Here is a 26,184-nt window from a genome sequence, read left to right on the forward strand (position 1 = left end):
AGCTTTTTAGAAGCTCCTTTGAAGAGCGGATGCGTGAAAGGTTTAGACCTGCACCTGAACCGCCCTTGAAGATCATTCCTTCTTCGCGATACCAGTTAAGAATTGAATCCATTGAGTCGTCAACTGACAGGATGAAACATGCCGACACTTGCTGAGGACTCTTGGTTCCAACGTTGAACCAAACTGGAGAGTTGAAGCTGAAGATCTGGTTCATCAGCATGTAGGTCAACTCGTGCTCAAAGATGGTTGCGTCTTCTTCGGTTGCAAAGTAACCGTGGTCGCGACCGGCCTGTGTGTAAGTAAGCACAACACGGTTGATTAGCTGACGAAGGCTGTACTCACGCTCAGGAGTGCCAACGGCACCGCGGAAGTACTTGGTGGTAACGATTGTGCTGGCGTTTAGGCTCCAGAATTCTGGGAACTCTACGCCGCGCTGCTCGAAGATTGTTTCGCCGGTCTGCCAGTTGGTCTGGACTACATCGCGATACTCCCAGTTGACCTGGTCGTATGGGTGCACACCTTCGGTGGTGTAGATGCGGTTGATGGTGAGCCCTTTGCCCATGCCGGTGTTGTGGATGAAAGCTGTGGTGTCGGTCACTGCTTTGCCTTTCTTAGTTGTGGTTGTTTAAATTGCAAAAGTTGTTGGGCAATTGCTTGCCGCCCCCATTTGTTACTGCGGTTGTTGCATTTGTGCTTCGTGATTTGCACGCAGCACATTAATTGCCGCTTCGAAGTCCTCGAGTGTTTCCCACCCTTGGTAAACACTTGCGAAGCGCATAAATGCAACTTCATCGAGTTTTCGTAGCGGTTCGAGAATGGCCAGGCCAATCTCATTTGCGTCGATTTGAGCAGCGCCCGTTGCGCGTACTGTCTCTTCGACTGTTTGGGCCAGCAGAGCTAGATCCGATTCTGAAACCGGACGACCCTGGCAAGCCTTGCGGACACCGTTGACTATCTTTTGGCGACTAAACGGTTCAACCACTCCACTGCGCTTGACCACAGTTAGCGATGCGGTTTCGGTGGTGCTGAAACGCATGCCGCATTCTGGGCACTGGCGACGACGGCGAATCGAGGATCCATCGTCTGAAGTTCTTGAATCGGTGACTCTTGAGTCGGGAAAGCGACAAAACGGGCAATGCATGCCATTTCCCCTCTCAAATCCAAAAGTTATCCACAGATTTTGAGCGATTGCCTACTATATGTGGATAGTTTTCTGTTCGTAGCCCCTATATCTTGTGGTTAACCTACCATTCACTCGCGCAATTGCTCAAATCGGCGTGTCGCCAATTAAAGCCCTATTTTTGGCTAGATTTTGTGTGAAATTGCGCCCTTTTGAGCATTAAGACACCAGAAATTAATAAATGAAACCTTCGCCACTGCCCCAAATTTTGGCAGGCGCTGCCGACAATTATTGGTCGAAGCGGGCGGTGATTGCCTCGCCGTGGGCTGGCAGCCCTTCGGCTTCAGCAAAATTAGCTACTAAGTCGGCGATTTCAGCCAATCCAGCTCGGTTGTAGTCGATTACTTGCTGGGCTCGCATAAAGCTGTGCACACCCAGACCAGAACTAAATTTGGTCGCCTGGCCGGTTGGCAGCACGTGACTGGAACCCGCCATGTAATCGCCAAGGCTCACCGGCGAGTAATCACCCATAAAGATGGCACCGGCATTGGTGATCTGCCCTAGTGTCGCTTCGTTACTCTCGGTGTGCAATTCAAGGTGCTCGGTGGCATAAAAGTTCGCAAACTGCGTGGCTGCGGATAGGTCATCCACCAGAACCACTGCCGATTGCTGGCCTTCGAGCGCGGCCTGCACGCGAGTGGCGTGCAAGGTCTTGCCGGCGATTTCGCCCAAGTCGTTGATCACTGCATTGGCCAGCTCAACCGAATTGGTGACCAACACCGAAGCAGCCGCTTCATCGTGCTCAGCTTGGCTAACTAGGTCGAACGCAATGTAGCGAGCATTCGCACTCGCATCGGCCAAAATCAAAATTTCGGTGGTGCCAGCCTCAGAGTCGATGCCGATGGTGCCTCGCAAAGCGCGCTTGGCAGCAGCTACATAAATGTTGCCCGGGCCGGTCACCAGCGACACCGGCGCAAAGTCGATCTGCGGCAATCCATAGGCAAAGGCGGCAATCGCAGCGGGGCCACCCATGCAATAAACATCTTCAACTCCAAGCAGCGCCGCGGTGGCAAGCACGGTTGGGTGCGGGCGACCATTGAAATCTTTTTGGGCTGGTGAGGCAACCGCTAGGCGCGGCACGCCGGCAACCTGCGCTGGAACCACATTCATAATTACGCTCGACGGGTAAACCGCTTTGCCTCCTGGCACATAAAGCCCAACCGAATCAACCGGCTGCCAGCGTTGACGCACCACTGCCCCATTGCCCAGAGTAACCGAAGTGCCCTGCGGCAGGTTTTCGCGCGAAACTCTAAACACTCGCTCAATTGATTCTTCGATTGCTTTGCGCAACTCAGGCTTCAGTTCGGCCAATGCTCGCTTGAGCTCTTCTTGGCTTACTCGAATGGGGGTTGGGTCTACACCGTCACGCAATTTGGTGACATCAACTACGGCTTGGTCACCGCGGATGCGCACATCCTCGAGCAGTTCTGAAATTTGGGTGATCGCCTGGTTTACATCGACGGTGGCACGAGGCACCAAACGATTAACCGTGGCCGAATCAAATTTTTGACCGCGCAGGTCAACGGTGCGCAAGTTGATTGCTTTGCTTTCGCCCATGATGCCCTCCATACGGTTTATCCAATTCTAAACGGCAGGGTAACCTTGAACTGAGAGCAAGAGGCAAAGACATGTCCGAGTACCAACCAGAAATCGACCCAACCGAAGCTTTGCGTGCAGCATTTCGTCGCCACGCATCCGGAGTTTCAGTAATCACCCTCACTTCAGCTGAGGGCAAGCCAGTGGGCTTTACAGCCACCTCAATGACTTCGCTTGGCGCTAACCCGCCACTTGCAAGTTTCAACGTGGCATCGGGTTCAAGCACCTGGCCATCACTATGCCAGGCAACTCACGTGGCCATTCACACCCTCGGTCAGCGCAACTTGGCTTTGGCCCAGCGCATGGCTGCAGATCACACGCAGCGATTCACTCCAAGCGACTGGTCTTTTGGTGCCCACGGATTACCAATTTTGCAGGATGCCACCGCAGTAATGATTTGCAGCATTCGTGAGATTCACAATGTTGATTCAAACGCTGTTGTGATTGTGAATATTCTTGAGGGTCTTACAGGCCAAGAAGACGACGCGTTGCTTTATTACAACCGCCGCTACATGTCACCGGGTCGCGCGCTTAACTAATTTTTAGTTTTTAGCTCAGGCACTTGGCGCCAAGCAAAACTTTTAGTTCACCAATTAGATCAACTGTTACTCGCACGGTTGGCTGAAGCTTAAACATTCTTTCGCCGTCAACGCCCACCAATTTCACTTGAACTTCTGAGTCGCCTTGGTGCACCTTAAGAATTCGATCAAGCTCTTCGAGTGTTTCGCGCGTGGCATCTGCATCATTGACTCTGAGCACCAATGGGCCCACGTGTGTGTCTCCGGAACCTTCGATGGTCTCAATTGAATAAGCATTCAAACTCTTGCCATCATCTCGGTTGCTGATTCGTCCGCGCACCACAACCATCTGATCGGCCTGCAAGTTGCGACCAAACTCTTGATAGGTCTTGCCCATAAACATCACGGTCATTTCACCTTCGAAATCTTCGATGGTTACCGCGCCGTAAGGATTACCCGAAGTGCGAGCAACTTTGTGTTGCACCTGAGTTACCAAACCTGCGATGGTGATTGTTTCACCATCTTTGAGGGTTTCACTCGCGGTGATTTCACCGATGGTCATTTGTGCGTATCTGGCCAACTGCGCTTCTCGCCCTGCGAGCGGGTGATCACTTACATAAAGACCGAGCATGTCTCGCTCATAGGCAAGCTTTTCTTTCTTTGGCCACTCTGGTCGATCTGGCACTGTCTGGTTGAAGGACTCACCAAGATCAACATCGTCAAAGAAAGATGCAAAGAGATCAACCTGGCCGGCAGCTTCGTTCTTTTTGAGTGAAGACTGTGAATCAACTGCCTCTTCGTGAATTTCAACAAGAGCGCGACGAGTGTGGCCCATCGAATCGAATGCTCCTGCTTTGGCAAGCGATTCAATCACACGCTTGCTGCAAACCACGGCTGGAACTTTTTTCAAGAAGTCATAGAACGAAGTGAAGCGACCCTTTTCTTCACGGGCATTGCGAATGCCTTCGACCACGTTTAGGCCAACGTTTCGAACCGCTCCCAAACCGAAACGAATGTCTTTGCCCACCGCGCTAAATTCTGCGATTGACTCATTCACATCAGGAGCTAAAACGTTGATTCCCATGCGTCGACATTCGCTCAGGTAAAGCCCAAGCTTGTCTTTCGAATCGCCCACCGAAGTCAACAGTGCTGCCATGTATTCGGCTGGATAGTTTGCCTTCAGATAGGCGGTCCAATAAGAAAGCACGCCATAGGCGGCGCTGTGCGCGCGGTTGAAGGCGTAGTCGGCGAATGGCAGCAGCGTGTCCCAGAGGGCCTTTACCGCGGCATCTGAGTAGCCATTAGCCTTCATGCCTGCAGAAAAACCTTCGTACTGCTTGTCTAGTTCTTCTTTGTTTTTCTTACCCATTGCTCGACGCAGCAAGTCTGCTTTACCCAAGGTGAAGCCCGCTGCTTTTTGCGCGGCAGCCATCACCTGCTCCTGATAAACAATCAAACCGTAGGTCGGGTCAAGCACCTCCGATAATGATTCAGATAGCTCAGGGTGTACCGAGTCAACTTCTTGCAAACCGTTTTTACGCAGCGCATAGTTGGTGTGCGAGTTCATGCCCATCGGGCCAGGGCGGTACAAGGCAATAACCGCAGAGATGTGTTCAAACAGCGACGGCTTTAGCAAGCGAAGCAAAGAGCGCATCGCATTGCCATCAAGTTGGAATACACCCAAGGTGTCGCCGCGTGAAAGCAACTCGAAAGTTGCAGGGTCGCTGTCTAGGTCAAGATCTTCAAGCACCACGGTTTCACCACGGTTTGATTTGATGTTGGCCAGTGTGTCATCAAGAACGGTTAGGTTTCGAAGACCCAAGAAGTCCATCTTCAAAAGACCCAACTTTTCACAAGGTGGCTGATCAAACTGAGTGATGATTGCGCCGTCATCTTCGCGCTTCATGATTGGAATCACATCGATGAGCGGTTCTGCCGACATGATCACGCCAGCCGCGTGCACACCCCACTGGCGCTTAAGACTCTCGAGACCCTGTGCAAGCTCGAACACCTTGGCAGAGTCGGCATCGTTTTCAATAATTTCTCGGAAGTCAGCTGCTTCTTTATAGCGTTCAGATTTTTTGTCGATCAAATCGTTTAGAGCGACATCGCGACCAAGCACCATCGGAGGCATCGCCTTGGTTAGTTTTTCACCAACCGAATATGGCATTGCCAAAACACGACCTGCGTCTTTCAACGCCTGTTTTGCCTTAATGGTTCCAAAGGTGACAATCTGCGCCACGCGGTCATCGCCATATTTATCTGACACATAGCGAATTACCTCACCGCGGCGGCGATCGTCAAAGTCAACATCGATGTCGGGCATCGAGATGCGCTCTGGGTTCAAGAAACGCTCGAAGATTAGACCGTGCTTCACCGGGTCTAGCTCGGTGATGCCAAGCGCATAGGCAACGATTGAACCAGCTGCAGAGCCACGACCCGGGCCAACTCGAATGCCTTGAGCACGCGCCCAAGCAATGAAGTCAGCAACTACCAAGAAGTAGCCAGGAAAACCCATTTGCTTAATAACTTCGACTTCATAAGAAACCTGCTTGGCCTGCGCTTCTGGAATCTCACCGCGGTAGCGACGCTGCATGCCAGCGGCAACTTCTTGATCAAACCAACTTGCTTCGGTGAATCCCTCCGGCACCGGGAATCGAGGCATTAGTTCACGCTCGACGAATTCAACCTCGCAACGCTCAGCAATCAAAAGAGTGTTGTCACATGCCTCTGGATAGTCGGCAAACAGGGCACGCATCTGCGCCGGCGATTTCAAGTAGAACTCTTGGGAATCAAATTTGAATCGGTTTGGATCAATCAGTGTTGAGCCCGATTGCACGCACAGCAAAGCTTCATGCGCCGAAGCATCACCGGCGTGGGTGTAGTGCAAGTCGTTGGTGGCCAGCAGCGGCAGATCGAGATCTTTTGCAAGCTTCAATAGATCAGCCATCGTGCGGCGTTCGATATCTAAACCGTGATCCATGATTTCGGCATAGAAATTGCCCTTGCCAAAAATATCTTGATAGTCAGCGGCAGCTTGGCGCGCTTCGGCATATTGGCCCAAACGCAAACGAGTTTGAATTTCGCCAGAAACACATCCGGTGGTTGCAATCACACCCTTGCCATATTGCTGCAACAGTTCGCGGTCCATGCGCGGTTTGAAATAGAAACCTTCAAGCCAGGCTTTTGATGACATGCGAAACAGGTTGTACATGCCTTCGGTGTTCTGCGCGAACATGGTCATGTGGGTGTAGGCGCCACCGCCCGAAACATCATCTTCGCCACCACTGCCCCAGCGCACGCGAGTGCGATCTTGGCGTGCTGTGCCAGGCGAAAGGTATGCTTCGATGCCGATGATTGGTTTTACGCCGGCAGCTTTTGCAGTTTTATAAAAATCGAAGGCACCGTGATTATTGCCGTGGTCGGTAATGCCAATCGCAGGCATGCCCATTTCGGCAGCCGCTTCGGTGAGCGGCTTAATTCGGGCCGCACCATCGAGCATTGAGAATTCAGAGTGCACATGAAGGTGAACGAATGAGTCTTTATTGGTAGACATCGAAACTCCTTCTCTGCTCTGGCGGCTTCTACTCTGGCGGCAATTGCTGTTGCGCGAAAACCCAGCCTAACCGTGCCACCCATCGCGTTTGGTAGCCACGGCCGAGAAACCTAGTTGCTGCGCAAAATATCCAAAGCCTTGGTGAGCTCTGCCGGATATTTGCTTTCAAATTCAACCTGATTACCGGTGATTGGGTGCTCGAAACTCAATTTGACGGCGTGCAACCACTGACGATTTAGGTGCACTTTGGCAGCCAACACTGGGTCGGCGCCATACATCGTGTCTCCCACCAGTGGGTGCCTAAATGCCGAGAAGTGAACGCGAATCTGGTGTGTGCGACCAGTCTCCAAAATAATTTCAACCAGCGACGCCGCGCGAAAAGCTTCGAGAGTTTCATAGTGGGTCACCGAGTGCTTGCCGTCGTTCATAACGGCGAACTTGAATTCATGCTTCGGATGTCTGCCAATTGGTGCATCGAAGGTTCCGTCCAGCGGATCAGCCAGGCCCTGAATTACCGCGTGATAAACCTTGTGAACTGCGCGGTCGCGAAAGGCCTGCTTCAAACGCGAATAGGCCAACTCGCTCTTAGCCAAAGTCATTAGTCCGCTGGTGCCAACATCCAAACGCTGCACAATGCCTTGACGTTCTTGCGCACCCGATGTCGCAATTTGAATCCCAAGCGCCAACAATGCCCCCGGCACGGTTGGTCCATCCCAACCCACCGAAGGGTGCGAGGCAACGCCTGCGGGTTTGTCGATCACGATGATGTCGTCATCCTGGTAAATGATCTTGAAGTCATCTACCTGCACCGGCACGATTTCAAGCGGATTGCTTGGGTCGGGCATTTGAATTTCTAGAAATCCATCGGCAATAAGTTTGTCGGCCTTGCCGATAACTTTGCCATTTAGTGAAACCAAATCGGCTTCTAGCAGGTCGGCCGCAGCCGAACGCGAAACGCCAAGCAATTTAGCTAGACCTGCATCAGCGCGTTGCCCCACGATTCCATCTGGAACCGGCAACTGCTTTAGTTCAGCCATCTGCCTTGGCGCGACCAAGTTTTTCGCCGCGCGCGATGCGAATTACCGCGATCGAAACTGAAATAACAATTGCCATGTCGGCAAGGTTGAAAACCGCGAAGTTAAACGGAATTTGGATGTAGTCAACAACATGACCCACTCCAAAGCCCGGTGCACGAGTTAGTCGGTCAATCAGATTTCCAACTACTCCCCCAAGCAATACACCGGCAAGAATTGCCCATCCGGTGGTTTGAATTTTGCGGCTCAAATAAAGCAGCGCCAGAGCTGCCAAGGTTGAAATGATTGTGAAGATCCAGGTAGCACCGCCACCAATTGAAAATGCCGCTGAGTCATTGAACAACAGGTTTAGTTTCACCAAGTCACCGATGAGCGGCTGTGTTACACCTGGCGTAACCGAGGCAATCACAATGTTCTTAATGGCTTGGTCGGCACCGATAATTGCCCAAGCAATAATCAGCATCCAAAGTTGACGCTTTACCCGTTGGTTCGATTTAGCCACTTATTAGTTGTTGTCTTGAGGTGCGTATGGGTTCTGCACAAAGTTGAACGAACCAAGCGCCGGAGCAGCAGGTGCTGAACGCTCGGTAGGCGCTGCATCTGACTCTTCTAGATCGGCAAGCTGGTTCTCGATGTACGCCTTCAGCTTGATGCGGTATTCACGCTCAAAGCTGCGCAATTCTTGAATGCGGTGCTCGATCAAAGCCTTCTCTTGCTCAAGGCGGCTCATGTCGGCGCGCTGCTGAGCTTCTGCTTCACGAACTACACGAGCTGCAGTTGCGTGGCCCTCGGCGATAAGCGCATCGCGCTTTGCCAAACCTTCGCGAACGTGCTCTTCGTGCAATTTGCGAGCCAACTGCAAAAGGTTGTTGGTGTTGTTGGTGTCAAGAGTGCTTGGATCCTGGGTGGCTTCTGGGAAGGCACTCTGAGTGGTTGCAACCGCTGGGCTCAATGCGCTCTCAGCGGTTGGAGTGTTGATCTCGGCTACCAATCCAGCGCCACTGCGCTGCAATTCGGCAATGCGAGACTCAGATGCCAACAGTCGCTGACGAAGGTCTTCGTTCTCTTGGTTCAGTCGGCGAAGTTCTACAACGATTTCATCGAGAAAGTCATCAACTTCGTCTTGGTCGTAGCCTTCACGAAATTTGGTTGGCTGAAATCTTTTGTTGACTACATCTTCGGGAGTCAATGGCATAGCTAATACCTCGTTTTGTATGGTGACCGCCCGGGGATGCGGCACCAGAAAAGGTTACCTCAGGATGTCCGGTCAACAAAGCGGCTGCAGCAAATGTGCGCCTAGGCGATGAATCGAACCATCGATTGAAGGAAAAAGATGGCAAAAACCAGCAGAGTCCAACCAAAATCTAGCTGGATTGCCCCCATGCGTAATGGCGGGATGATTCGACGCACCAGTTTTAGCGGTGGATCAGTAAGGGTGAGAATCACTTCAAATAGCACCAGGATGATGCCCTTGGGCCTGAATGACGGGTTTATCGAGGTCACCATATCAACCAGCAAGCGGCCTATCAGAAGATAAAAATAGACCTCTAGCGCCCACCACAGGATTAGCGCTAAGAGGCCCATTTATATGAAGTTTCTGAAATTACGGACGAACTAGCAGGTCGTCGCCTGCAGTTTCGTCTTCGTCATCTTCGTTGTTAACTGCAACGTGAGTTGGGGTTAGCAAGAAAACCTTTGGAGTTACGCGCTTGATGTGGCCTTCTAGACCCTCTTTTAGACCACACAAGAAGTCGAGCAAACGACGTGAGTCAACTTCTGACATCTCGCCCATGTTGACGATTACCGGAATTCCTAGACGGTAGTTCTCAGCGACCTCTTTTGAGTCTGCGTAGCTCTTTGGAACGATGGTGTAAATCTCGTTGACATCGCTCACGCCACGACGCGGGCGCATCTGAGTGATGCGGGCAGCTGGGCGCTCCTGACCAACAGGCGCGGCAACTGGGCGAGGCGGCAAAGCTTCTGCCTCATCGGCTAGACCAAGCCAGCCTGAAACCTGTGAAATTAGACCTGCCATTTTTTATCCTCCTGCGGATTACTTATTAGCCAGAATATGGCTAATACACCCGATTTCCCATGATTTCGCTGCCAATGCGCAAGTGTGTCGCGCCAAATGCAATTGCCGTTTCAAAATCACCTGACATGCCCATCGAAATGAACTTTGCGCCGGGCTCAAGTTGTTGCAATTTTTCGCTGGCACCGCGGATAGTTTCGAAATCGACCTCTGGGGCTCGGTCGAGTGCTGCTACCCCCATCACACCCATCAAGCGAAGGTTGCTGTGAGACAAAACGTTATTGGCAAAAGCTTCAAGGTTTTTAGGTTCAATGCCGCCACGGCCTGGGTCATCGGTCAAATTCAATTGCACGAACACATCCAAAGGCTCTGATTTTTCTAAGCAATTCTTGGCGAGCGAATCTAACAGCGATTGGCGATCTAGCGAGTGAATCGTACTGGCGTAGCTCAAGGCCGATTTGACCTTATTGGTTTGCAATTGACCAACGAAGTGCCAATTGATCGGCGTGCTGGTCGCTTGCGCAATTTCAGCAGCCTTGGGCTCAGCTTCTTGGTCGCGGTTCTCGCCAAAATCACGTGCGCCTAGTTCGATTAGTTCAAGCACCATCGAGGCCGGGTGATTCTTGGTGATTACCACCAGTGTTAGGTCGGCTGCATCTCGATTTGCCGATTGAGCACTTTGTGAAATGCGATCGAGCACGCCTTGATAGCGAGCTGCTAGCGAAGCCATTTGATTTTCTTTAGCGCGGCCAAAAAATTAGCGAAGAAAGTCTGGAATGTCGAGGTCGTCGCCCCAGGTGCCATCGGCTGATTGCGCAACACTGCTGCTGGGAATCAGAGCGTCGTCATCTTCTTCTTGGTTGAAGAACTGACCTTCATCCGCTGAAGAGCGTGCGGCAAAAGCAGAAGGAACCTGAGTGTCGATTGCTTCGGTGGCAGGGTGAGCTGCAGTCGCTGCCCAACCAGTAGTTGCTGCGGCTGCCGGAGCTGCGGCTGGCGTGCTGAATGGCTTGCGCTCAACCTTGCGAACCTGAGGCTGACCACCATCGAAACCTGCAGCAATCACGGTGATGCGAACTTCGTCACCAAGAGTGTCGTCGATTGTGGTTCCGTAAATGATGTTGGCTTCTGGGCTAACCGCTTCTTGCACCAAGCGGGCGGCTTCATCAATTTCGTGCAGACCCAAATCTGAAGCACCCTGTACCAAAAGCAAGACGCCGTGAGCGCCATCGATGCTGGCTTCTAGCAACGGGCTTGAAACTGCAAGCTCGGCTGCGCGAACCGCACGGTCCTCACCCTTTGCGGTTCCGATGCCCATGAGTGCCGAACCGGCACCCTTCATTACCGACTTCACATCGGCGAAGTCGAGGTTGATCAAACCAGGAGTGGTGATTAGGTCGGTGATGCCCTGCACACCGGCGCGCAAAACGTCATCCGCGGTGGCGAATGCCTCGATAACTGAAACTGACTTGTTGACCAGTTCGAGCAAACGCTGGTTTGGCACAACGATTAAAGTGTCAACTTCGCCGCGAAGCACATCGATGCCTTGCTCGGCTTGCTGCGCACGGCGCTTGCCTTCAAAACCGAATGGGCGGGTAACCACACCAACGGTCAAGGCTTCAAGATTCTTTGCGATGCGGGCAACAACCGGCGCTGCACCGGTGCCGGTGCCACCACCCTCACCAGCGGTAACGAATACCATGTCGGCACCGCGAAGGGCTGCCTCAATTTCATCTGCGTGGTCTTCGGCTGCGCGGCGACCAATTTCGGGGTCAGCACCTGCTCCAAGACCGCGGGTTAGGTCGCGACCAATGTCGAGCTTCACGTGAGCTTCGCTCATTAGCAATGCCTGAGCATCGGTGTTGATGGCAACAAATTCAACGCCACGAAGGCCAGCATCAATCATGCGGTTCAGTGCATTCACACCGCCGCCGCCAACGCCAACAACCTTGATAACCGCTAGGTAGTTCTGGTTCAGACCCACGCTAATCCTCCGCTTTCGCTCCTGTTGCTTTCGCAACCTTTGCAAAGCCCAAAAAGGTTAAACCTCACCCTGAGGCTTAAACATCTCTTCAATTAATGCTTTGCGCGAAGAAAGTACGCCTTGCCCCCACTCTTCTGTCGTAGGCAAGTGGGCGTGTCTAAAAGTTTCCGTAGCTCACGGTTGGCGCGTCTGGCGACGACACATCGAAGGTGACGTTGTCGGTGGTTTTTTGATTCTTAATCAGTGCAGCCAAAGCTTTTGATTTGAGCACCGATTGCGAACCATCACCCCAGATGATGCGTTGCCCGGCATAACCGCGAAGACTGAGCGTCACGTCATCCTTAGTTTTTGCATCAATCTCTGAAACTCGAGGCAGCAAACTTGCCGGCAGCGCTAACAACACATCGATTGCGGCTTTGAACTGGGCGTTGTTTTTAGGGTCACCCGAGATACGAATGGTTGGCAAAGTGTCGCTGCTGGTTGCCCTGCCAACCCGCACGCCGGCCGGGTCATAAAGGTAGGCGGTGCCGGCAACGTAAATGATGCTGATTGGTTGGCGTTCAACAATTTGCACGCGCAACGTGTGCGGCGGAAGACTCACCAGCGAGAAACTCTCAACAAGTTCAAACGTTTTGAGCTTCTCTTGAATCTCACCAGAATTTATTAGCGGTAGTGGTTTGCCCATTTGGCTGATCAGAGCATTGACGATGGATTTTGAATTCAACCGCTTTGTGCCGGTGACCTCTAGTTTTTCAACAGCCAATAGCGGCGTGAACATGGTTGCCAACACCAAAAGAATTAGCGTGCCTACCGAGGCAACAACTGAAATCGTAATTATTCGTCGTTGACGGGTGTGTGCGGTGAATCTTCGCGCCTCTGCCGAAAGTCGATTGGTAATTGCAGACTTGCCTCGATATTTTTTGATCGAAGTTAGGCGCTTTGACTCACGCTTTACAACTTTTCGATTAATTGGCGTGATTTTTTGCGGAGCTTTCGGCGTCGCTGCCGCCATCCGTGGAGTTTGCGCTCTGGTTGCCGGTTTTGCACCAGCCTTAGAATTTGGTCGCTTCAAACTCAACTACCTTTTGAGCGCGTCAAGAAGGTTCGGAACCATTCGATAAACGTCGCCACAACCCATGGTCATGATGAAGTCACCAGGTTTAGCCAGCTTGGCAGCAACGTCGGCAACGTCATCCCATTCAGGCACGTAGTGCACCTGCTGCGCGTTTTTGAAAGCATTCGAAATAAGGGCACCGGTAACGCCAGGCTCCGGATCTTCACGCGCTGCATAAATATCTAGAACCACGACTTCGTCGCTGGCTGCCAGCGCTTCGGCAAACTCTTTGGCCATCAGGCGTGTGCGACTGTAAAGGTGTGGCTGAAAAACGGTAATCAAGCGACCTTCGCCAACAACCGCCTTCGCAGCTTTGATTGCAGCCGAAACCTCGGTTGGGTGGTGGGCAAAATCGTCATAGACACTTACACCGCGTTGTTCGCCGTGCAGTTGAAAGCGTCGCTCGGTTCCACCGAATGTGGCTATTGCAGCGAGAGATTTTTGCGGGTCGAATCCAAGGCCAACCAAAACAGCAAAGGCCCCTGCGGCATTGATGGCATTGTGTTCACCAGGAATCTGAAGCTTTGCATGCAATTTTTCGCCAAGATAATCCAAGCCAAATGAAACTTGCGCACCCGAGGCATCCACATTGAATAGACGCACTTCTGCATCATCCGAGCGCCCAAAACGAATAACTCGTTTGTCTTTGATCAAACGTGTCACTCGCACCGCGCCAGCATCGTCGGCGCTGATCGCAACAAAATTCTTAGCACCCTGAGCAAATCTGGCGAACTCCGCCTCAAAAGCTTCCTCGCTGCCGTAGTGATCAAGGTGATCGGCATCTACGTTTGTAATCAGCGCAACCGCTGTGTCGTAGTGCAGGAAACTGCCATCTGATTCATCAGCTTCGATGACGAAAAGTTCACCGGTGCCACTAGCCGACGAAGCGTTCAACGCCGCGATGACTCCACCGTTAACAAAACTTGGGTCTTCTCCCAGAGCCAACAAAGCAGTGATGATCATGCCTGTGCTGGTGGTTTTGCCGTGGGCACCAGCCACTGCAATGACTTCTCGTTTAGAGGTGAGATAAGCCAGCGCCTGCGACCGGTGAATCACCGGAATGCCGCGCTCTCTAGCCAAAAGATATTCAGGGTTTGTTGGCCAAAGCGCTGAGGTGACCACAACAGTGTCTGGGTTACCTAGATGGCTGGCATCGTGCCCAATGAAAATCTCCGCACCCAACTCGCGAAGTGCTGCCACGTTTGAGGTGTCGCGCAGATCACTGCCAGTTACCTTGTGCCCCATGCCAAGAAGAATTCGGGCAATGCCGCTCATGCCAGAGCCACCGATGCCAACAAAGTGAACCACGCCTAAATCGGCGGGCACTGGTTGGCTAAAATCTGGCTTGATCATTGGTTTCCTTACATTCCCTATGAAGACTAGAACTGCTTATCGAGGTTTAGGATTCCAACACGCCTTTGACCAGCTTTAGCAGTCGCTTGGCGCCGTCAGAAATTCCGTGGGACTTGGCTGCCTGAGACATTTCTTTGAGAAGCTTTGGGCTAGAAATCAATGGAACGATTTCCTGAGCTACGAACTCAGGCGTGAATTCAGCATCTTCAACCAAGATTCCCCCGCCGGCCTTAACCAATTCGGCAACATTAAAGCGCTGCTCGCCATTACCAACCGGATACGGAATATAGGCCGCCGGTAAACCGACGGCAGCAAACTCACTAACCGTTGATGCGCCCGCTCGAGAAATCGCAAAACTACTTGCAGCAATTGCAGTTGCCATTTCGTCGCAATAGCCGATTCGCACATAGTCGCGAGTTTGAACCGGGTCTAGATCTGATTTGCCGCCAACGATGTGAAGCACCTGAATACCTGCGGCAGCAAGAACTTTTCGTGAAGCCTCTATGGTTTCGTTGATGCGTTTGGCGCCAAGTGAACCGCCAGTCACAAGCAGAGTGATGGTGTCAGGGTCTAGACCAAAATTTTCGCGTGCCGCGCTCACGTCTTTCTCTTTATTTAGAAACTCAATCTCGGCGCGCAATGGCATGCCAACATGCTGAGCTTTTGGCAGCGGAGTGTTTGCAAAAGCAACTCCCACTGCGGCGGCATCCTTGGCGCCAAATTTGTTAGCCCAACCAGGCAAGGCATTGGCTTCGTGCACCACAAATGGAATGCCACTTCGCTTTGCCGCAACATATGCTGGCGCACTCGCATAACCACCGAATCCAACCACTACGTCAATCTGATGTGCCTTGATGAAGCGTTGCACTCTAGAAACGGCGCGCAAAAACTTCATCGGAAATCTGACCGCGTAGAAATTTGGTCGACGCGGAAATGGCAGGCGCTCAATGGTGAGCAAGTCATAACCCTCGGCTGGAATCAATCGCGATTCCAAACCTTCAACCGTGCCCAAAGCCCAAACCTGATCTTTGTAATTGGCTGCCATGATCTGGTCGGCCAAAGCAATCAAAGGATTCACATGGCCCGCTGTGCCACCACCGGCAAGCAAGAAATTGGTCATCGGCGAGACCTAACTGGCCTTGCCGCTGCAATTGGGTTGGCGTGATTCTCTCGTTCAATAGCAAGCACCACGCCGATAGCGCCAAGTGTTGCCACCAACGAAGAACCACCGGCAGAAATAAGTGGCAGCGGAACACCCAACACTGGCAAGAGGCGCAACACTACTGCGATGTTAATTAATCCTTGAAAAACGATCCAAAGCATTACGCCGCCAACTACAAATTTGCCGAAGTAATCCTGGGTGCGTTGCAAAATGCGCACGAACGAGAAAGCCAGCGAAACAAATAGCGCTATCACCAAGAGTGCACCAAGCAAACCGAGTTCTTCGCTGATGATGGCAAAGATGAAGTCGTTCTCAACCTCGGGAATCCAACTCCACTTCATCTTTGATTCGCCCAGCCCTGAGCCAAAAAATCGACCGGCCGAGATAGCCCACATTCCATGCTCTGATTGCCAGTTGTAGTCATTTGGGTCTGGAGCATTTGGGTTTAGCCAAGCCATGATTCGACCCAGACGAGAACTTCCGATGCTCAGCGCTATTGGAACCAGCACAATCAGCAGCACACCAACGAGATTTAGCAGCTTTGAAGGCATTCCAGCGAGCGCCAGCAATCCGACGAATGCAATCAACATGATGATTACAGTTCCAAGGTCCTTGCCTAAAAACACCACTACCATTGCAGCGCCAGAGATTACGAGTGCGCGAACCCAAACCGATCGATCATCAAAATATTCGACCTTGGTTGCCAGGTATGCAGACACATGCAGAATCACGGCGATCTTCAAGAACTCGGATGGCTGCAGCGTGAAACCAAAAATCTCAATCCAGTTTCGGTTTCCGTTGATTTCTTTACCAAAGAACAGCACACCAATTTGCAGCGCCATCGAAGCCATGAATACAAATTTGGCGCGTGACTTAATAAACGAAAGCGGCAACAGTGACACTGCCGACATGGCTAGCAGGCCAAGTACCGCAAAAAATAATTGCTTACCGGCAACCGCAAATGAATTGTTATTGGCCTTGAGTGAATCAACCGAAGAAGCTGACAACACCATGATCACGCCAAAAATAACCAAGAAAAGAGTGACGCCAAGCAGTTGATAAAAATGAATTGACTGGGCCTTGAAAATTTTGTCGAACCAGTGCTGAACTCGCACCGCACCCTGGCCGCTTAGTTTGGCAGCGCCGCTGCGAACCGAAGTAGCCGCCGGCGCCTTTTTCTTAGCCTTAGTGCGAATGTCAGTTGGTTTCGACGCTAATCGAGCGCGTTCAGCAGGAGATAACCTTTGGCTCATATTTCATCACCAACTTCAATGCGCACTGCATCCGAAAATTGTTGGCCGCGATCCTCGTAATCCTTGAATTGATCCATTGATGCTGCAGCCGGGGCCAGCAACACGGTGTCACCAGCGGCAGCAAGTTCTTTTGCTGCGATTACAACCTTGGTCATGACCTGCGATTTGTCGGACTCACTAATTTCAACGACTGCAACGCTTGGCGCATTGGCAGCAAGCGCCTCGAGAACAGGCGCACGGTCAACACCGATAACGATTGCTGCCTTTAATCGGCCGCCAAAATTCTTGACAAGCTCACCCAGGTCGACGCCCTTGAGTAATCCCCCAACAATCCAAATAACGTTTTCAAATGAGTTGAGCGATGCTGCTGCAGCGTGAGGGTTCGTAGCTTTAGAGTCATCTATCCAACGCACACCATCTTTTTCAAGCAATAACTCAATGCGGTGCGAATCCAACTTGAAAGTTCGAATCGCTTCAAGAATTGCAGCTGGCGCAACATCAATTGAACGCGCCAATGCAGTTGCAGCGGCAACGTTAGCCATCAAGTGTGGTGTGAGAACACCGATTTCTGCGAGGTCTTCGAGAGTTGCAATTTCAAGTGCCGAATTTGCACGATCGTCCAAAAAAGCCCGATCGGCCAAAATGTCTTCGACAAAGCCCACCTGGCTGCGGCTTGGAATGCCGGTGGTGAAGCCAATCGCCCTTGCACCCTCGTGCACATCGGCATTTTCAACCATTTTTTCGGTGGCGAGGTCATTCACGTTATAAACGCAAGCAACTCGGGTGTTCTCATAAATTTTGGCTTTAGTGTCTGAATACGCTTCGAAATCACCGTGCCAGTCCAAGTGATCGTCGGCAATGTTCAACACTGCGCTCGAATAAGGCTCAATGTTGCCCATGTAGTGCAATTGAAAACTCGAAAGCTCAACCACTAAAACATCGAAGCCCTCTGGGTCTCGAATTGCATCCAAAACTGGAGTGCCGATGTTGCCACAAGCCAAGGCGCGCCTGCCGCTGGTGACCAGCATGTGCTCCACCAACTGCACGGTCGTGGTTTTGCCATTTGTGCCGGTCACGCAAATCCAGTCGGCAACCTTGGCATTTTTATCGCGCACTCGCCAAGCCAATTCAATGTCTACCCATACCGCTACATCGTTTTCGGCAGCCCAAGCCAGCAGTTCGTTTTCAGGTCGAATTCCAGGCGAGGTCACCAATAATTCAGGAGCAAAATCAATCACTTGCTGAGACACACCAACTGCGGCTTCTCCGGTGATGTGAGAAACACCGATTACATCAAGGATGTCGAGCAAATCGGCTTCAGCTTTTTGGGCCACCACGAGCACTTCGCAACCCAACTCGGCCAATGTGTCAGCAACCGAAAAGCCGCTTACGCCTAAACCAAATACAACAACGCGAAGCCCTCGCCAATTCGAGTGCCAGCTTTGCAGTTGATCGAGTTGTGCCATTTGCTAACCGTAAATCCATTCGATGTAGAAAATTCCAATACCGGTAAGAACGCTTAGTCCGGCAATAATCCAAAAACGAACCACAACGGTGATTTGAGCCCAACCCTTTAGCTCAAAGTGGTGGTGCAACGGGCTCATCAGGAAAATGCGTCGACCTGTTCCGGTGCGCCACTTGGTGAGTTTGAAGAACAAGCGCTGAATCACTACTGAGCCAGTAACGATCACGAAGATTCCGCCGATCGGCACTAGCAACAGTTCGGTGCGAGAAAGAATTGCCAGGGCTGCAAGTGCACCACCCAAACCTAGTGAACCGGTGTCTCCCATAAAAATTTGAGCTGGAGATGTGTTCCACCAGAGGAATCCAATCAAAGCGCCAACAATTGCAGATGCAACCACTGCCAAATCGAGCGGGTCGCGAACCGAATAGCAACTAGAGATATTTTCAACCACTGTGGTGCAAGACTGGTTGAACTCCCAGAAACCGATAACTGTGTATGCGCCAATTGCCATCAGGCTTGAGCCCGTCGCCAAGCCATCTAATCCGTCGGCAATGTTCACACCGTTCGAAGCGGATGCAACTAAGAAGTAAATCCAAAGAATAAAAAGAATCACGCCGGCGATGGTGCCAAACATCATCAAGTCGATGCCGGTGTCTCGAACAATCGAAATCTTGGTAGAGGCCGGGGTTAGCCCAGTCTCGTTTGGAAACTGCAAAGCCAAAATGGCAAAGACCGTAGCCACAACACCCTGGCCGGCAATTTTTGCCCAACCATTTAACCCAAGGCTGCGTTGCTTATGAGTCTTGATGAAGTCATCAATAAAGCCAACCAATCCGAGGCCAACCAACATAAAAAGCACGAGCAAGGCCGAAGCCGTTGGGGTTTCAAAGTTTGCAAGTTTGCCAACAAAATAGCCGAGCACCGCAGCAAAGATGATTACAACGCCACCCATGGTTGGCGTGCCACGCTTGGTGTGGTGCGATTCTGGCCCATCATCGCGAATGAACTGGCCCCACTTAAGCTGGCGAAACAGCCAGATAAAACCAGGTGTGGCCAAAAGGGTGAACGCCATGGCAATGCCACCAGCAAGCAATATCGCTCTCAAGCGCTAACCTCCATCAAGTCATCCCCAAGGTGTCTCAGGTTGGCGCTCTTCGATGACTTAACCAACACAATGTCGCCAGCCACAAGCATTCCACGAAGGTAGGCCAAAGCCTCGTCAATTGACTCAAAGAATTTTGATTCGCCGCCCCAAGAGCCTTCTTGCTCAGCGCCCATGTGAATCAACTTGGCACTCTGCCCCACCACGATTAGTTGATTGATGTCGAGACGAACAACGATGCGACCGATGGCATCGTGCTGCTCTCGAGATGATTCACCTAGCTCGGCCATTTCGCCAAGCACCGCAATTGTGCGTCGGCCACTCTTGCCAAGTTGCGCCAAGGTTTGCAAGGCAGCTTTGGTGGAATCAGGACTCGCGTTATAGGCGTCATTGATTACAGCCACACCATCTGCACGCTGCATCAATTGCATGCGCCAGCGCTCAGCCAATGGCATGTTCTGCAGTGCGGCAATAATTTGGGCTCGCTGCACACCGAGCGAATCTGCTACTGCGGCTGCGGCAAGCGCATTCATCACATGGTGTTCGCCAAGAATCTGCAATTTAACCTCGGATACCTGCGAATCCGGCCAGTGCAGTTCAAAGCTTGTTCCCGTGATGTCAAGTTTCTGGCCGGTAGCTCGGTAATTTGCATCGGCGCTAGTGCCAAACCAGATCTTTTTTGCCGTGGTTAGGTCTTGCATATCACGCACGTAACCGTCATCGGCGTTCAGGATTAGCAGATCTTCAGCGCCAAGTTCTTCAGCAAGTTCAGCCTTGATTTTGGCAGTGGTTTCGATGCCACCAAACTCACCAACGTGTGCCAGGCCAACCTTAAGTTCAACGCCAATATTTGGTTTAGCAATTTGAGCCAGGTAGCGAATGCTGCCCTCGCCACCGGCTCCAAGTTCAACAACCAAGAATTTGGTCTGGTCGGTAACTTTCAAAATCGAAATGGGAGCGCCAACTTCGTTATTGAAGGATTCAATTGGAGCAATGGTTTCACCAGCACTGCTCAAGATTTCACGCAACATATTTTTTGTGGTGGTTTTGCCATTTGAACCCGTGATGCCAACCACTTTCAATTCGCTGCGGCTGCGCACCACCTGCAGAACATGTTTTGCCAACAAACCCAGCGCTGCGACCGAATCAGAAACCTTGATCTGCGGCAAATTAGCTTCTGGCACTTCGCGCTCAACAATTGCAGCAACAGCCCCTGCTTGCGCGGCATCGGAAACAAATAAATGACCATCGGTCACTTCACCCGGTTTTGCAACAAAGAGACTTCCCAAAGCCACAAGTCGCGAGTCGGTTTCGACCGATCCGGTTACTAATGCGTCACCAGCACTTGCTTGCAGCACGGTTCCGCCAACAGCTTCAGCAATTTCGTTCAAACTAATCGAGATCATGACCAACCATTTTCTCGCAGGGCCGCACGCGCTTCTTCGCGAGCCGAATATCGCGTTCTGACACCTTTGATGTCGCGGTAATCCTGGTGACCAGGGCCTGCCCAAAGAATTGCATCTCCCGGCTTTGCTAACGAGACAGCTTTGCGAATGGCCGCTTCGGGAGGGCTCATTTCATAAATTTCAAGGTCTGGGCGCGCCGCCTTGGCAGCATCCATAAGAGTTTTTCGAATCGATGCAGGGTCTTCAAAGCGCGGGTGATGGTCGGTGATGATCAATACGTCGCTTCCTTCGGCAGCCACCTGAGCCATTGCAGGTCGCTTGCTGGCATCGCGATCTCCATCGGCACCAAAAACCATAAACACGCGTCCGTCGGTAACTTTGCGCACGGCTGACAAAGTGTTCAAGAAGGCATCTGGGCTGTGGCCAAAGTCAACATAAACGTTTGGTCCGGTGTCACCCGAAACACGTTCGGTGCGACCTGGCAGGTAAGCATCAATTCCACCGGCAATTGCTTTGGCAATCCGATTGGCGTCAAAACCAGCTTCAATCAGCATCACAATTGCGAGACCCGCATTTGCCGCCATGTGTGCGCCTAGAAGAGGCACCCGGGAACGGATGTTGACACCATCTGGCCCTGCAAGAACAAAAGAGGTGTACTTCGAAGTTTCTGCTGTGATCGCAACATGCCAGTCGGCATTGACCCCGAGTTCACTCGTGATGGTCACAACTGGAATTTCACTCTGCTTTTTAACTTCGATTCCATATTTCGAATCTAGGCAAACTACTCCGCGACTTGCTCGAGCCTTGGTAAACAAAGGCAACTTCGCTTCAAGATACTCCTGCATGTCTTTGTAGTCATCCAGGTGATCGTGACTCAGATTGGTGAACCCGGCTACATCGAAGTGCAATCCATCTACGCGCAATTGGCTTAGAGCCTGTGCCGAAACTTCAATCGCAATCGCAGTCACACCTTTTTCGCGCATGCGTGCAATCAGTGCCTGCATTTCAGGTGACTCAGGTGTAGTCAATCGGCTCACAATTACTTCACCGGCAATGTGACGCTCTGCAGTGGATGTCAAACCAGTGATCTCACCAAGCTGTTTCAAAATCGCTTCAAGCAAATAACTGGTTGATGTTTTGCCATTCGTACCCGTGGTGGCAAAAAGTTTTGGCATCTGGCCAGCCACGTTGCCATAAACAAAGGCGGCAAGTTCTCCGAGTTTTTTGCGAGGCTCTTCGAGCAACAAAACTGGAACACGAACTTCTCCGATTAAGTCTCGACCGGCTTGATCTGTGACGATAGCCACACAACCGAGTTCAAGCGCCTTTGTCACAAATGTTGCTCCATGAGTTTTTTTGCCAGGCATTGCCACAAAGAGATCGCCAGGTCGCAGATCGCCCGTGTTCATGCTGATTCCAGTGATCTGCAAAGAAGATGCGTCTCCAAAAACTTGAAGATCAAAATGCTTTGCAAATGCTTCGACCGAAACGGGTTTTACCCGATCAGGCCTAAGGATTGGTGGAATCTGCTCGATAGTCATGGTTACCAGGTGGTCGCAATCATGGTCGGTTTGGTGGTCGAAGGTGGCACGCGGCGATCGCGCAGCACCTGCTGAAACAATTTTTTGAAAACTGGTGTTGCACCAAGTGCGTTGCTAACTGTTCTTGACTTAAAGAATGTCACGGCAACCACATATTGCGGGTCTTCAATTGGCGCCATCCCGATAAATGAGATTGCGTGCAGAGGGCCATAACGGCCAGTATTTGGATCGGTAATTTGCGCCGTGCCACTCTTACCGCCAACGCGGTATCCAGGAACGCCACCGGTGCGACCAACACCACCTTCGATTACGTTCATCTCGAGCATGCTTGCGGTTTCTGATGCAGTTTTTTCTGAGATTGCACGAACACCTGGCTTGACGACATTCTTGGTCTCATTGCCATTGGCATCAATACATCCATCAACCAATTGAGGTTGCAAACGCACACCCTTGTTGGCAATGGTCTGATACAAAAATGCCGACTGAATAGGCGTCACACTGATGCCTTGGCCAAACATCGAAACATACTTCTTGATGCCGTCCCATTTATCAACTGGGTTTAGCAATCCAGATTCTTCACCCGGATACCCAACGCCGGTCTTTGCTCCAAGTCCGAATTTCTGCAAGTACTGATAACGAACCGTGTAAGGCACGCTTTGACCAATCTTCATGATTCCAGTGTTAGAAGAATCGCGAAGCACACCGGTGAGGGTTAGCTTGTCATAGCCGTGAGCGTGTGAATCGGTAACCGTGTAGCCAACCCCCGGAATTGACCAAGAGTAAGGTGCCACGGTGCGCGTCAATGGAGTTCCGGCGCCGGTGTCAACAACTGTGGCAGCGGTCACTGTCTTCAATGTCGAACCGGGTTCAAACGAAGCTCTAAAAATTCTTGAGCCGCGGTTTTGATCGGCCGATTTGCCGGGCACGTTTGGATCAACGGTTGGAACTTCGGCGGCCACCAAAATCTTTCCGGTCTTGGCTTCGATAACAATTGCCGAACCCCAGTCGGCCTGCAGGTAAGCCAACTGGCTAGAAAGCGCCTGCTGCGCAAAGTACTGCAGGTCAGAATCGATGGTCAGCTGTATATCTTTGCCCGGCACGGCTCGTTGGGTAGTCACAACACTCGAAGGAATCTTGATGCCGTCTTCGCCCTTTTCAAAGGTCTCTTTGCCGTCAACGCCAGCGAGGCATTTGTCGTACTGCATCTCGAGACCCTCTAGAGCATTTCCATCGGTACCCAAGAATCCCAGGATGTTTCCGGCAACAGCACCGTTTGGATAAATGCGAGTTGGGATTGGGTCGTAATAAAGCCATGGAATTTCAAGCGCACGTACTTTGCGGTACTGCTCGGCATCCACACGCTTTTTGATTTGCGAGTACTCACCGGTGCCAGTGATTTTCGTCATCACATCTTGCGGAGTCATCTCAATAATGGCTGCAATCTCGGTTGCAAGTTGTTCAACCGAAACGGTTACGGTCTGCCCGTTAACCTCGCGCGTGATTGGCAGAACTTTGCTTGGTGCAGCGTTGATGTCGTAGCGGTAAACCGACTTAGCTAGCACTTTTCCCTGCGAATCTATGATTTCGCCTCGCAAGGCTGGCAAAACTCGACTCACGGCACGATTGGCAAATGACTTTGCATTGATTGCGTCGGCCTCAATAATTTGTAAATCAACTAGGCGAATGCCAAAAATAACCGCTAGAACAACCACAATCGCAACTAGAAGGCGAATGCGTTTTTTAGGTTCTCCAGGCGTCAGATATGTCATCTGCCGACCTGCCTATCTAGTGAGTTGGTGAAGCTGGGATAGCGCCACCATTTGAAGTTACCTGCACCACAGCAGGTTTCTGGTTAGCGACATCAGCGGCAGCAATGGTCTTGGTCTTGGTTGAAACATTTGCCGAAGTTGCAGTTAGGGCCGAGTTAGGCACCAAGTTGCGAGCAACACGGCCATCGGTGTTTAGTGCGGCCTGTGGCTTGCCAAAAACCTTCTGGTCAGCAAGTCGCAAGAAAACCGGATTGGCGTTGGTGATCATGCCAAGTTTCTCGGCAGCATTTGAAAGATTCTGCTGAGAAGCAAGTGAATCAACCTGTTCGCTCAAAATCTGAGTGGTAGTGATTAGTTCCTTCTTTTGCTGCTGCAAGTTTGCAAGCTCATAAACCGCAGATGAAGTCATGATGGTCAACAGCAAGTTCAAAAGCGCAACGCCAATTGCACCAACCATTACGGTGCCAATGATGGCAAGCGCCGGGCGAGATGAACGAAGGCGGTTGGTTGAAGTCACCAACGAAAGCTGTGGGCGTTGCGGCGCTCGCAAACCTGCTGCTTGACGGTTGTTCAATCGCATTACGCTCATGCTGCTCTCCGGATCTTCTCTGCGGCACGGAGTCTCACCGATGCAGCACGTGGGTTCTTTGAAATTTCAAGGTCTGTAGCAGGCTCTGCGCCCTTAACCAAAAGGCGAAGCACTGGTGCGTGCTCTGGCAACTCGATAGGCAATTCGATTGGCGCTGAAGAATTTGCAGCCGCAACGAGTGCCTGCTTCACAATTCGGTCTTCAAGTGAGTGGTACGAAAGCACCACAATTCGGCCGCCTACCGCCAGGCAATCAATTGCCGCTGGCATTGTGCGGGCAAGAACTTCAAGTTCACCGTTAACTTCAATGCGCAGTGCCTGAAATACACGCTTTGCAGGATGACCAGAGCTTTTACCTGGGATGAACGGAATGACCTTGGTAATCAGAGCTGCCAACTCGGTGCTGTTTACAAACGGAGTGGCCTTGCGGGCGGCCACGATCTCACGAGCCACAGCCTTCGCGTATCGCTCTTCGCCAAACTCTTTGAAAATGCGGGCAAGTTCTGCCTCGCTATAGGTGTTTACAACATCGGCAGCAGTGCTGCCAGTGGTTGAGTCCATGCGCATGTCAAGTGGCGCCGCGTAGGAATAGGCAAAGCCACGGTCACGCTCATCCAACTGCATTGATGAAACACCGAGGTCAAGCAAGATGCCCTGCACTTCATCGATGTCTAGCTCTTCAAGCACTTCAGCGATTTCGTCGTAAACCGCGTGCACTAGGTTCACCCGTGAGCCAAAGCGAGCCAACCGCGCTCCGGCAAGTTCAAGTGCCTTTGGGTCACGGTCAATGCCAACCAGAGTGAGGTTTGGAAAGCGGTCTAGAAATGCTTCGCTGTGGCCACCAAGACCAAGGGTGCAGTCCACGAGGATAGGGTTTTCGCCAGTAAAAGCCTCAGCCAAAATTTCGATTGAGCGCTCAAGAAGAACTGGTTCGTGAAGTTCAGAGATGTTCTTTGTCATTTTTAGTTCCGGTGGTCCCTGCTTCTAGGGCCCCATCCATTCGCCTCGGCTTGGTTGTCTTTGGCTGAATCTGGCATCGGGGAAGATAGCCAGAGTCGTGAACGGCTGGAGTTCTAGCAGCAGGGCTAGAAGAGTCCCGGAATCACCTCCTGCGCAACATTCGCGAAGGCATCTTCTTGCTTGGCTAGGTACTCGTTCCAAGACTTGGCATCCCAAATCTCAGCGCGTGAACCAACACCAATGACGATCAATTCTTTGTCTAGGCCGGCATATTGACGAAGTGCCGCAGGGATAGTCACGCGGCCTTGCTTGTCTGGAAGCTCATCCGAGGCGCCTGAAAGAAAAACGCGCAAGTAGTTGCGAGCTTCAATGCTGGTGACTGGCGCCTGGCGAATCTTGTCGTGAACGGCAGCAAACTCAGCGGCGCTAAATACGTAAAGGCAGTTCTCTTGGCCACGGGTGATTACCAAGCCACTTTGAAGTTCATCGCGGAATTTGGCCGGCAGAAAAACACGGCCCTTTTCGTCGAGCTTGGGTGCATGAGTGCCTAGCAACATCTGCGTCCCCCTTC

At 51.7% G+C, this 26,184-nt stretch carries 23 protein-coding genes and 1 pseudogene; 1 reads left to right on the forward strand and 23 read right to left on the reverse strand.

Annotated features, from left to right (window positions below; genetic code table 11):
- The 3 genes and pseudogenes from Q0L28_RS03195 to hisD form a co-directional block, all read right to left on the reverse strand.
- Window positions 1–562: pseudogene (locus tag Q0L28_RS03195) on the reverse strand (vitamin B12-dependent ribonucleotide reductase); the annotation flags it as partial.
- Between the two features lie 108 nt (window positions 563–670).
- Window positions 671–1,141 (reverse strand): transcriptional regulator NrdR, encoded by a 471-nt coding sequence (nrdR, locus tag Q0L28_RS03200; protein ID WP_296631506.1) that lies wholly within the window; start codon window positions 1,139–1,141, stop codon window positions 671–673.
- A gap of 267 nt (window positions 1,142–1,408) precedes the next feature.
- Window positions 1,409–2,737, reverse strand: coding sequence for a histidinol dehydrogenase (hisD, locus tag Q0L28_RS03205; RefSeq protein ID WP_296631509.1), 1,329 nt, complete (start codon window positions 2,735–2,737; stop codon window positions 1,409–1,411).
- Between the two features lie 71 nt (window positions 2,738–2,808).
- On the opposite strand from hisD, the gene Q0L28_RS03210 reads away from it, so the two are divergent.
- Complete coding sequence (locus tag Q0L28_RS03210) at window positions 2,809–3,315, forward strand: flavin reductase family protein (protein ID WP_296631512.1); 507 nt, start codon at window positions 2,809–2,811, stop codon at window positions 3,313–3,315.
- 10 nt (window positions 3,316–3,325) lie between these two features.
- Here Q0L28_RS03210 and dnaE read toward each other — a convergent pair whose 3' ends face one another.
- The 20 genes from dnaE to mraZ all read right to left on the reverse strand — a co-directional run bounded on the left by dnaE (window position 3,326) and on the right by mraZ (window position 26,170).
- A complete protein-coding gene (gene dnaE / locus Q0L28_RS03215; protein WP_296631515.1) occupies window positions 3,326–6,850 on the reverse strand; it encodes a DNA polymerase III subunit alpha in 3,525 nt (1,174 codons plus the stop codon).
- Between the two features lie 110 nt (window positions 6,851–6,960).
- Entirely contained in the window at window positions 6,961–7,887 is a 927-nt protein-coding gene (locus tag Q0L28_RS03220) for an RluA family pseudouridine synthase (RefSeq protein WP_296631517.1), read from the reverse strand.
- The gene (lspA, locus tag Q0L28_RS03225) at window positions 7,880–8,386 is read right to left on the reverse strand and encodes a signal peptidase II (RefSeq protein ID WP_296631520.1); all 507 of its coding nucleotides are present in this window, start codon (window positions 8,384–8,386) and stop codon (window positions 7,880–7,882) included. The genes Q0L28_RS03220 and lspA overlap by 8 nt, the downstream gene beginning before the upstream one ends.
- A 3-nt stretch (window positions 8,387–8,389) precedes the next feature.
- On the reverse strand, window positions 8,390–9,079 hold the full coding sequence (locus Q0L28_RS03230) for a DivIVA domain-containing protein (protein WP_296631523.1): 690 nt from the start codon (window positions 9,077–9,079) through the stop codon (window positions 8,390–8,392).
- 101 nt (window positions 9,080–9,180) lie between these two features.
- Window positions 9,181–9,468: a YggT family protein gene (locus Q0L28_RS03235; protein ID WP_296631526.1), complete on the reverse strand. Its 288-nt coding sequence runs from the start codon at window positions 9,466–9,468 to the stop codon at window positions 9,181–9,183.
- 19 nt (window positions 9,469–9,487) lie between these two features.
- Window positions 9,488–9,919 (reverse strand): cell division protein SepF, encoded by a 432-nt coding sequence (sepF, locus tag Q0L28_RS03240; RefSeq protein WP_296631529.1) that lies wholly within the window; start codon window positions 9,917–9,919, stop codon window positions 9,488–9,490.
- Between the two features lie 40 nt (window positions 9,920–9,959).
- Window positions 9,960–10,646 (reverse strand): YggS family pyridoxal phosphate-dependent enzyme, encoded by a 687-nt coding sequence (locus Q0L28_RS03245; protein ID WP_296631532.1) that lies wholly within the window; start codon window positions 10,644–10,646, stop codon window positions 9,960–9,962.
- A gap of 27 nt (window positions 10,647–10,673) precedes the next feature.
- The gene (gene ftsZ / locus Q0L28_RS03250; RefSeq protein WP_296631535.1) at window positions 10,674–11,900 is read right to left on the reverse strand and encodes a cell division protein FtsZ; all 1,227 of its coding nucleotides are present in this window, start codon (window positions 11,898–11,900) and stop codon (window positions 10,674–10,676) included.
- A 157-nt stretch (window positions 11,901–12,057) separates the two neighbouring features.
- On the reverse strand, window positions 12,058–12,912 hold the full coding sequence (locus Q0L28_RS03255) for an FtsQ-type POTRA domain-containing protein (RefSeq protein WP_296631539.1): 855 nt from the start codon (window positions 12,910–12,912) through the stop codon (window positions 12,058–12,060).
- A 66-nt stretch (window positions 12,913–12,978) separates the two neighbouring features.
- Complete coding sequence (gene murC, locus Q0L28_RS03260; RefSeq protein WP_296631542.1) at window positions 12,979–14,367, reverse strand: UDP-N-acetylmuramate--L-alanine ligase; 1,389 nt, start codon at window positions 14,365–14,367, stop codon at window positions 12,979–12,981.
- A 46-nt stretch (window positions 14,368–14,413) separates the two neighbouring features.
- Window positions 14,414–15,487 carry an undecaprenyldiphospho-muramoylpentapeptide beta-N-acetylglucosaminyltransferase gene (gene murG, locus Q0L28_RS03265; RefSeq protein WP_296631545.1) on the reverse strand — a complete coding sequence of 358 codons (1,074 nt, stop codon included), beginning with the start codon at window positions 15,485–15,487 and terminating at the stop codon, window positions 14,414–14,416.
- Window positions 15,484–16,782, reverse strand: coding sequence for a putative peptidoglycan glycosyltransferase FtsW (locus Q0L28_RS03270; protein WP_296631548.1), 1,299 nt, complete (start codon window positions 16,780–16,782; stop codon window positions 15,484–15,486). The genes murG and Q0L28_RS03270 overlap by 4 nt, the downstream gene beginning before the upstream one ends.
- The gene (murD, locus tag Q0L28_RS03275) at window positions 16,779–18,248 is read right to left on the reverse strand and encodes a UDP-N-acetylmuramoyl-L-alanine--D-glutamate ligase (RefSeq protein WP_296631550.1); all 1,470 of its coding nucleotides are present in this window, start codon (window positions 18,246–18,248) and stop codon (window positions 16,779–16,781) included. Before murD ends, Q0L28_RS03270 begins: the two co-directional genes overlap by 4 nt.
- A gap of 3 nt (window positions 18,249–18,251) precedes the next feature.
- Window positions 18,252–19,352, reverse strand: coding sequence for a phospho-N-acetylmuramoyl-pentapeptide-transferase (gene mraY / locus Q0L28_RS03280; protein WP_296631553.1), 1,101 nt, complete (start codon window positions 19,350–19,352; stop codon window positions 18,252–18,254).
- A complete protein-coding gene (gene murF, locus Q0L28_RS03285) occupies window positions 19,349–20,755 on the reverse strand; it encodes a UDP-N-acetylmuramoyl-tripeptide--D-alanyl-D-alanine ligase (RefSeq protein WP_296631556.1) in 1,407 nt (468 codons plus the stop codon). The genes mraY and murF overlap by 4 nt, the downstream gene beginning before the upstream one ends.
- Complete coding sequence (locus tag Q0L28_RS03290) at window positions 20,752–22,296, reverse strand: UDP-N-acetylmuramoyl-L-alanyl-D-glutamate--2,6-diaminopimelate ligase (RefSeq protein ID WP_296631557.1); 1,545 nt, start codon at window positions 22,294–22,296, stop codon at window positions 20,752–20,754. Before Q0L28_RS03290 ends, murF begins: the two co-directional genes overlap by 4 nt.
- A gap of 2 nt (window positions 22,297–22,298) precedes the next feature.
- Window positions 22,299–24,065, reverse strand: a complete 1,767-nt coding sequence (locus Q0L28_RS03295) for a penicillin-binding protein 2 (RefSeq protein ID WP_296631560.1) — start codon at window positions 24,063–24,065, stop codon at window positions 22,299–22,301.
- Between the two features lie 16 nt (window positions 24,066–24,081).
- Complete coding sequence (locus Q0L28_RS03300) at window positions 24,082–24,654, reverse strand: hypothetical protein (RefSeq protein WP_296631565.1); 573 nt, start codon at window positions 24,652–24,654, stop codon at window positions 24,082–24,084.
- Window positions 24,651–25,613, reverse strand: a complete 963-nt coding sequence (gene rsmH / locus Q0L28_RS03305; protein ID WP_296631567.1) for a 16S rRNA (cytosine(1402)-N(4))-methyltransferase RsmH — start codon at window positions 25,611–25,613, stop codon at window positions 24,651–24,653. Before rsmH ends, Q0L28_RS03300 begins: the two co-directional genes overlap by 4 nt.
- Window positions 25,614–25,738: 125 nt before the next feature.
- A complete protein-coding gene (gene mraZ, locus Q0L28_RS03310) occupies window positions 25,739–26,170 on the reverse strand; it encodes a division/cell wall cluster transcriptional repressor MraZ (RefSeq protein WP_296631570.1) in 432 nt (143 codons plus the stop codon).
- Window positions 26,171–26,184 lie beyond the last annotated feature (14 nt).

The sequence above is a fragment of the Rhodoluna sp. genome, assembly GCF_024639375.1.
Taxonomy (GTDB): domain Bacteria; phylum Actinomycetota; class Actinomycetes; order Actinomycetales; family Microbacteriaceae; genus Rhodoluna.

Excerpts from the sequence above, each read along its gene's own strand:
- nrdR (WP_296631506.1), bottom strand. The coding sequence starts at position 1,141 with ATGCATTGCCCGTTTTGTCGCTTTCCCGACTCAAGAGTCACCGATTCA.
- hisD (WP_296631509.1), bottom strand. The coding sequence starts at position 2,737 with ATGGGCGAAAGCAAAGCAATCAACTTGCGCACCGTTGACCTGCGCGGT.
- Q0L28_RS03210 (WP_296631512.1), top strand. The coding sequence starts at position 2,809 with ATGTCCGAGTACCAACCAGAAATCGACCCAACCGAAGCTTTGCGTGCA.
- dnaE (WP_296631515.1), bottom strand. The coding sequence starts at position 6,850 with ATGTCTACCAATAAAGACTCATTCGTTCACCTTCATGTGCACTCTGAA.
- Q0L28_RS03220 (WP_296631517.1), bottom strand. The coding sequence starts at position 7,887 with ATGGCTGAACTAAAGCAGTTGCCGGTTCCAGATGGAATCGTGGGGCAA.
- Q0L28_RS03230 (WP_296631523.1), bottom strand. The coding sequence starts at position 9,079 with ATGCCATTGACTCCCGAAGATGTAGTCAACAAAAGATTTCAGCCAACC.
- Q0L28_RS03235 (WP_296631526.1), bottom strand. The coding sequence starts at position 9,468 with ATGGGCCTCTTAGCGCTAATCCTGTGGTGGGCGCTAGAGGTCTATTTT.
- sepF (WP_296631529.1), bottom strand. The coding sequence starts at position 9,919 with ATGGCAGGTCTAATTTCACAGGTTTCAGGCTGGCTTGGTCTAGCCGAT.
- Q0L28_RS03245 (WP_296631532.1), bottom strand. The coding sequence starts at position 10,646 with ATGGCTTCGCTAGCAGCTCGCTATCAAGGCGTGCTCGATCGCATTTCA.
- Q0L28_RS03255 (WP_296631539.1), bottom strand. The coding sequence starts at position 12,912 with ATGGCGGCAGCGACGCCGAAAGCTCCGCAAAAAATCACGCCAATTAAT.
- murC (WP_296631542.1), bottom strand. The coding sequence starts at position 14,367 with ATGATCAAGCCAGATTTTAGCCAACCAGTGCCCGCCGATTTAGGCGTG.
- murG (WP_296631545.1), bottom strand. The coding sequence starts at position 15,487 with ATGACCAATTTCTTGCTTGCCGGTGGTGGCACAGCGGGCCATGTGAAT.
- Q0L28_RS03270 (WP_296631548.1), bottom strand. The coding sequence starts at position 16,782 with ATGAGCCAAAGGTTATCTCCTGCTGAACGCGCTCGATTAGCGTCGAAA.
- murD (WP_296631550.1), bottom strand. The coding sequence starts at position 18,248 with ATGGCACAACTCGATCAACTGCAAAGCTGGCACTCGAATTGGCGAGGG.
- murF (WP_296631556.1), bottom strand. The coding sequence starts at position 20,755 with ATGATCTCGATTAGTTTGAACGAAATTGCTGAAGCTGTTGGCGGAACC.
- Q0L28_RS03290 (WP_296631557.1), bottom strand. The coding sequence starts at position 22,296 with ATGACTATCGAGCAGATTCCACCAATCCTTAGGCCTGATCGGGTAAAA.
- Q0L28_RS03295 (WP_296631560.1), bottom strand. The coding sequence starts at position 24,065 with ATGACATATCTGACGCCTGGAGAACCTAAAAAACGCATTCGCCTTCTA.
- Q0L28_RS03300 (WP_296631565.1), bottom strand. The coding sequence starts at position 24,654 with ATGAGCGTAATGCGATTGAACAACCGTCAAGCAGCAGGTTTGCGAGCG.
- rsmH (WP_296631567.1), bottom strand. The coding sequence starts at position 25,613 with ATGACAAAGAACATCTCTGAACTTCACGAACCAGTTCTTCTTGAGCGC.
- mraZ (WP_296631570.1), bottom strand. The coding sequence starts at position 26,170 with ATGTTGCTAGGCACTCATGCACCCAAGCTCGACGAAAAGGGCCGTGTT.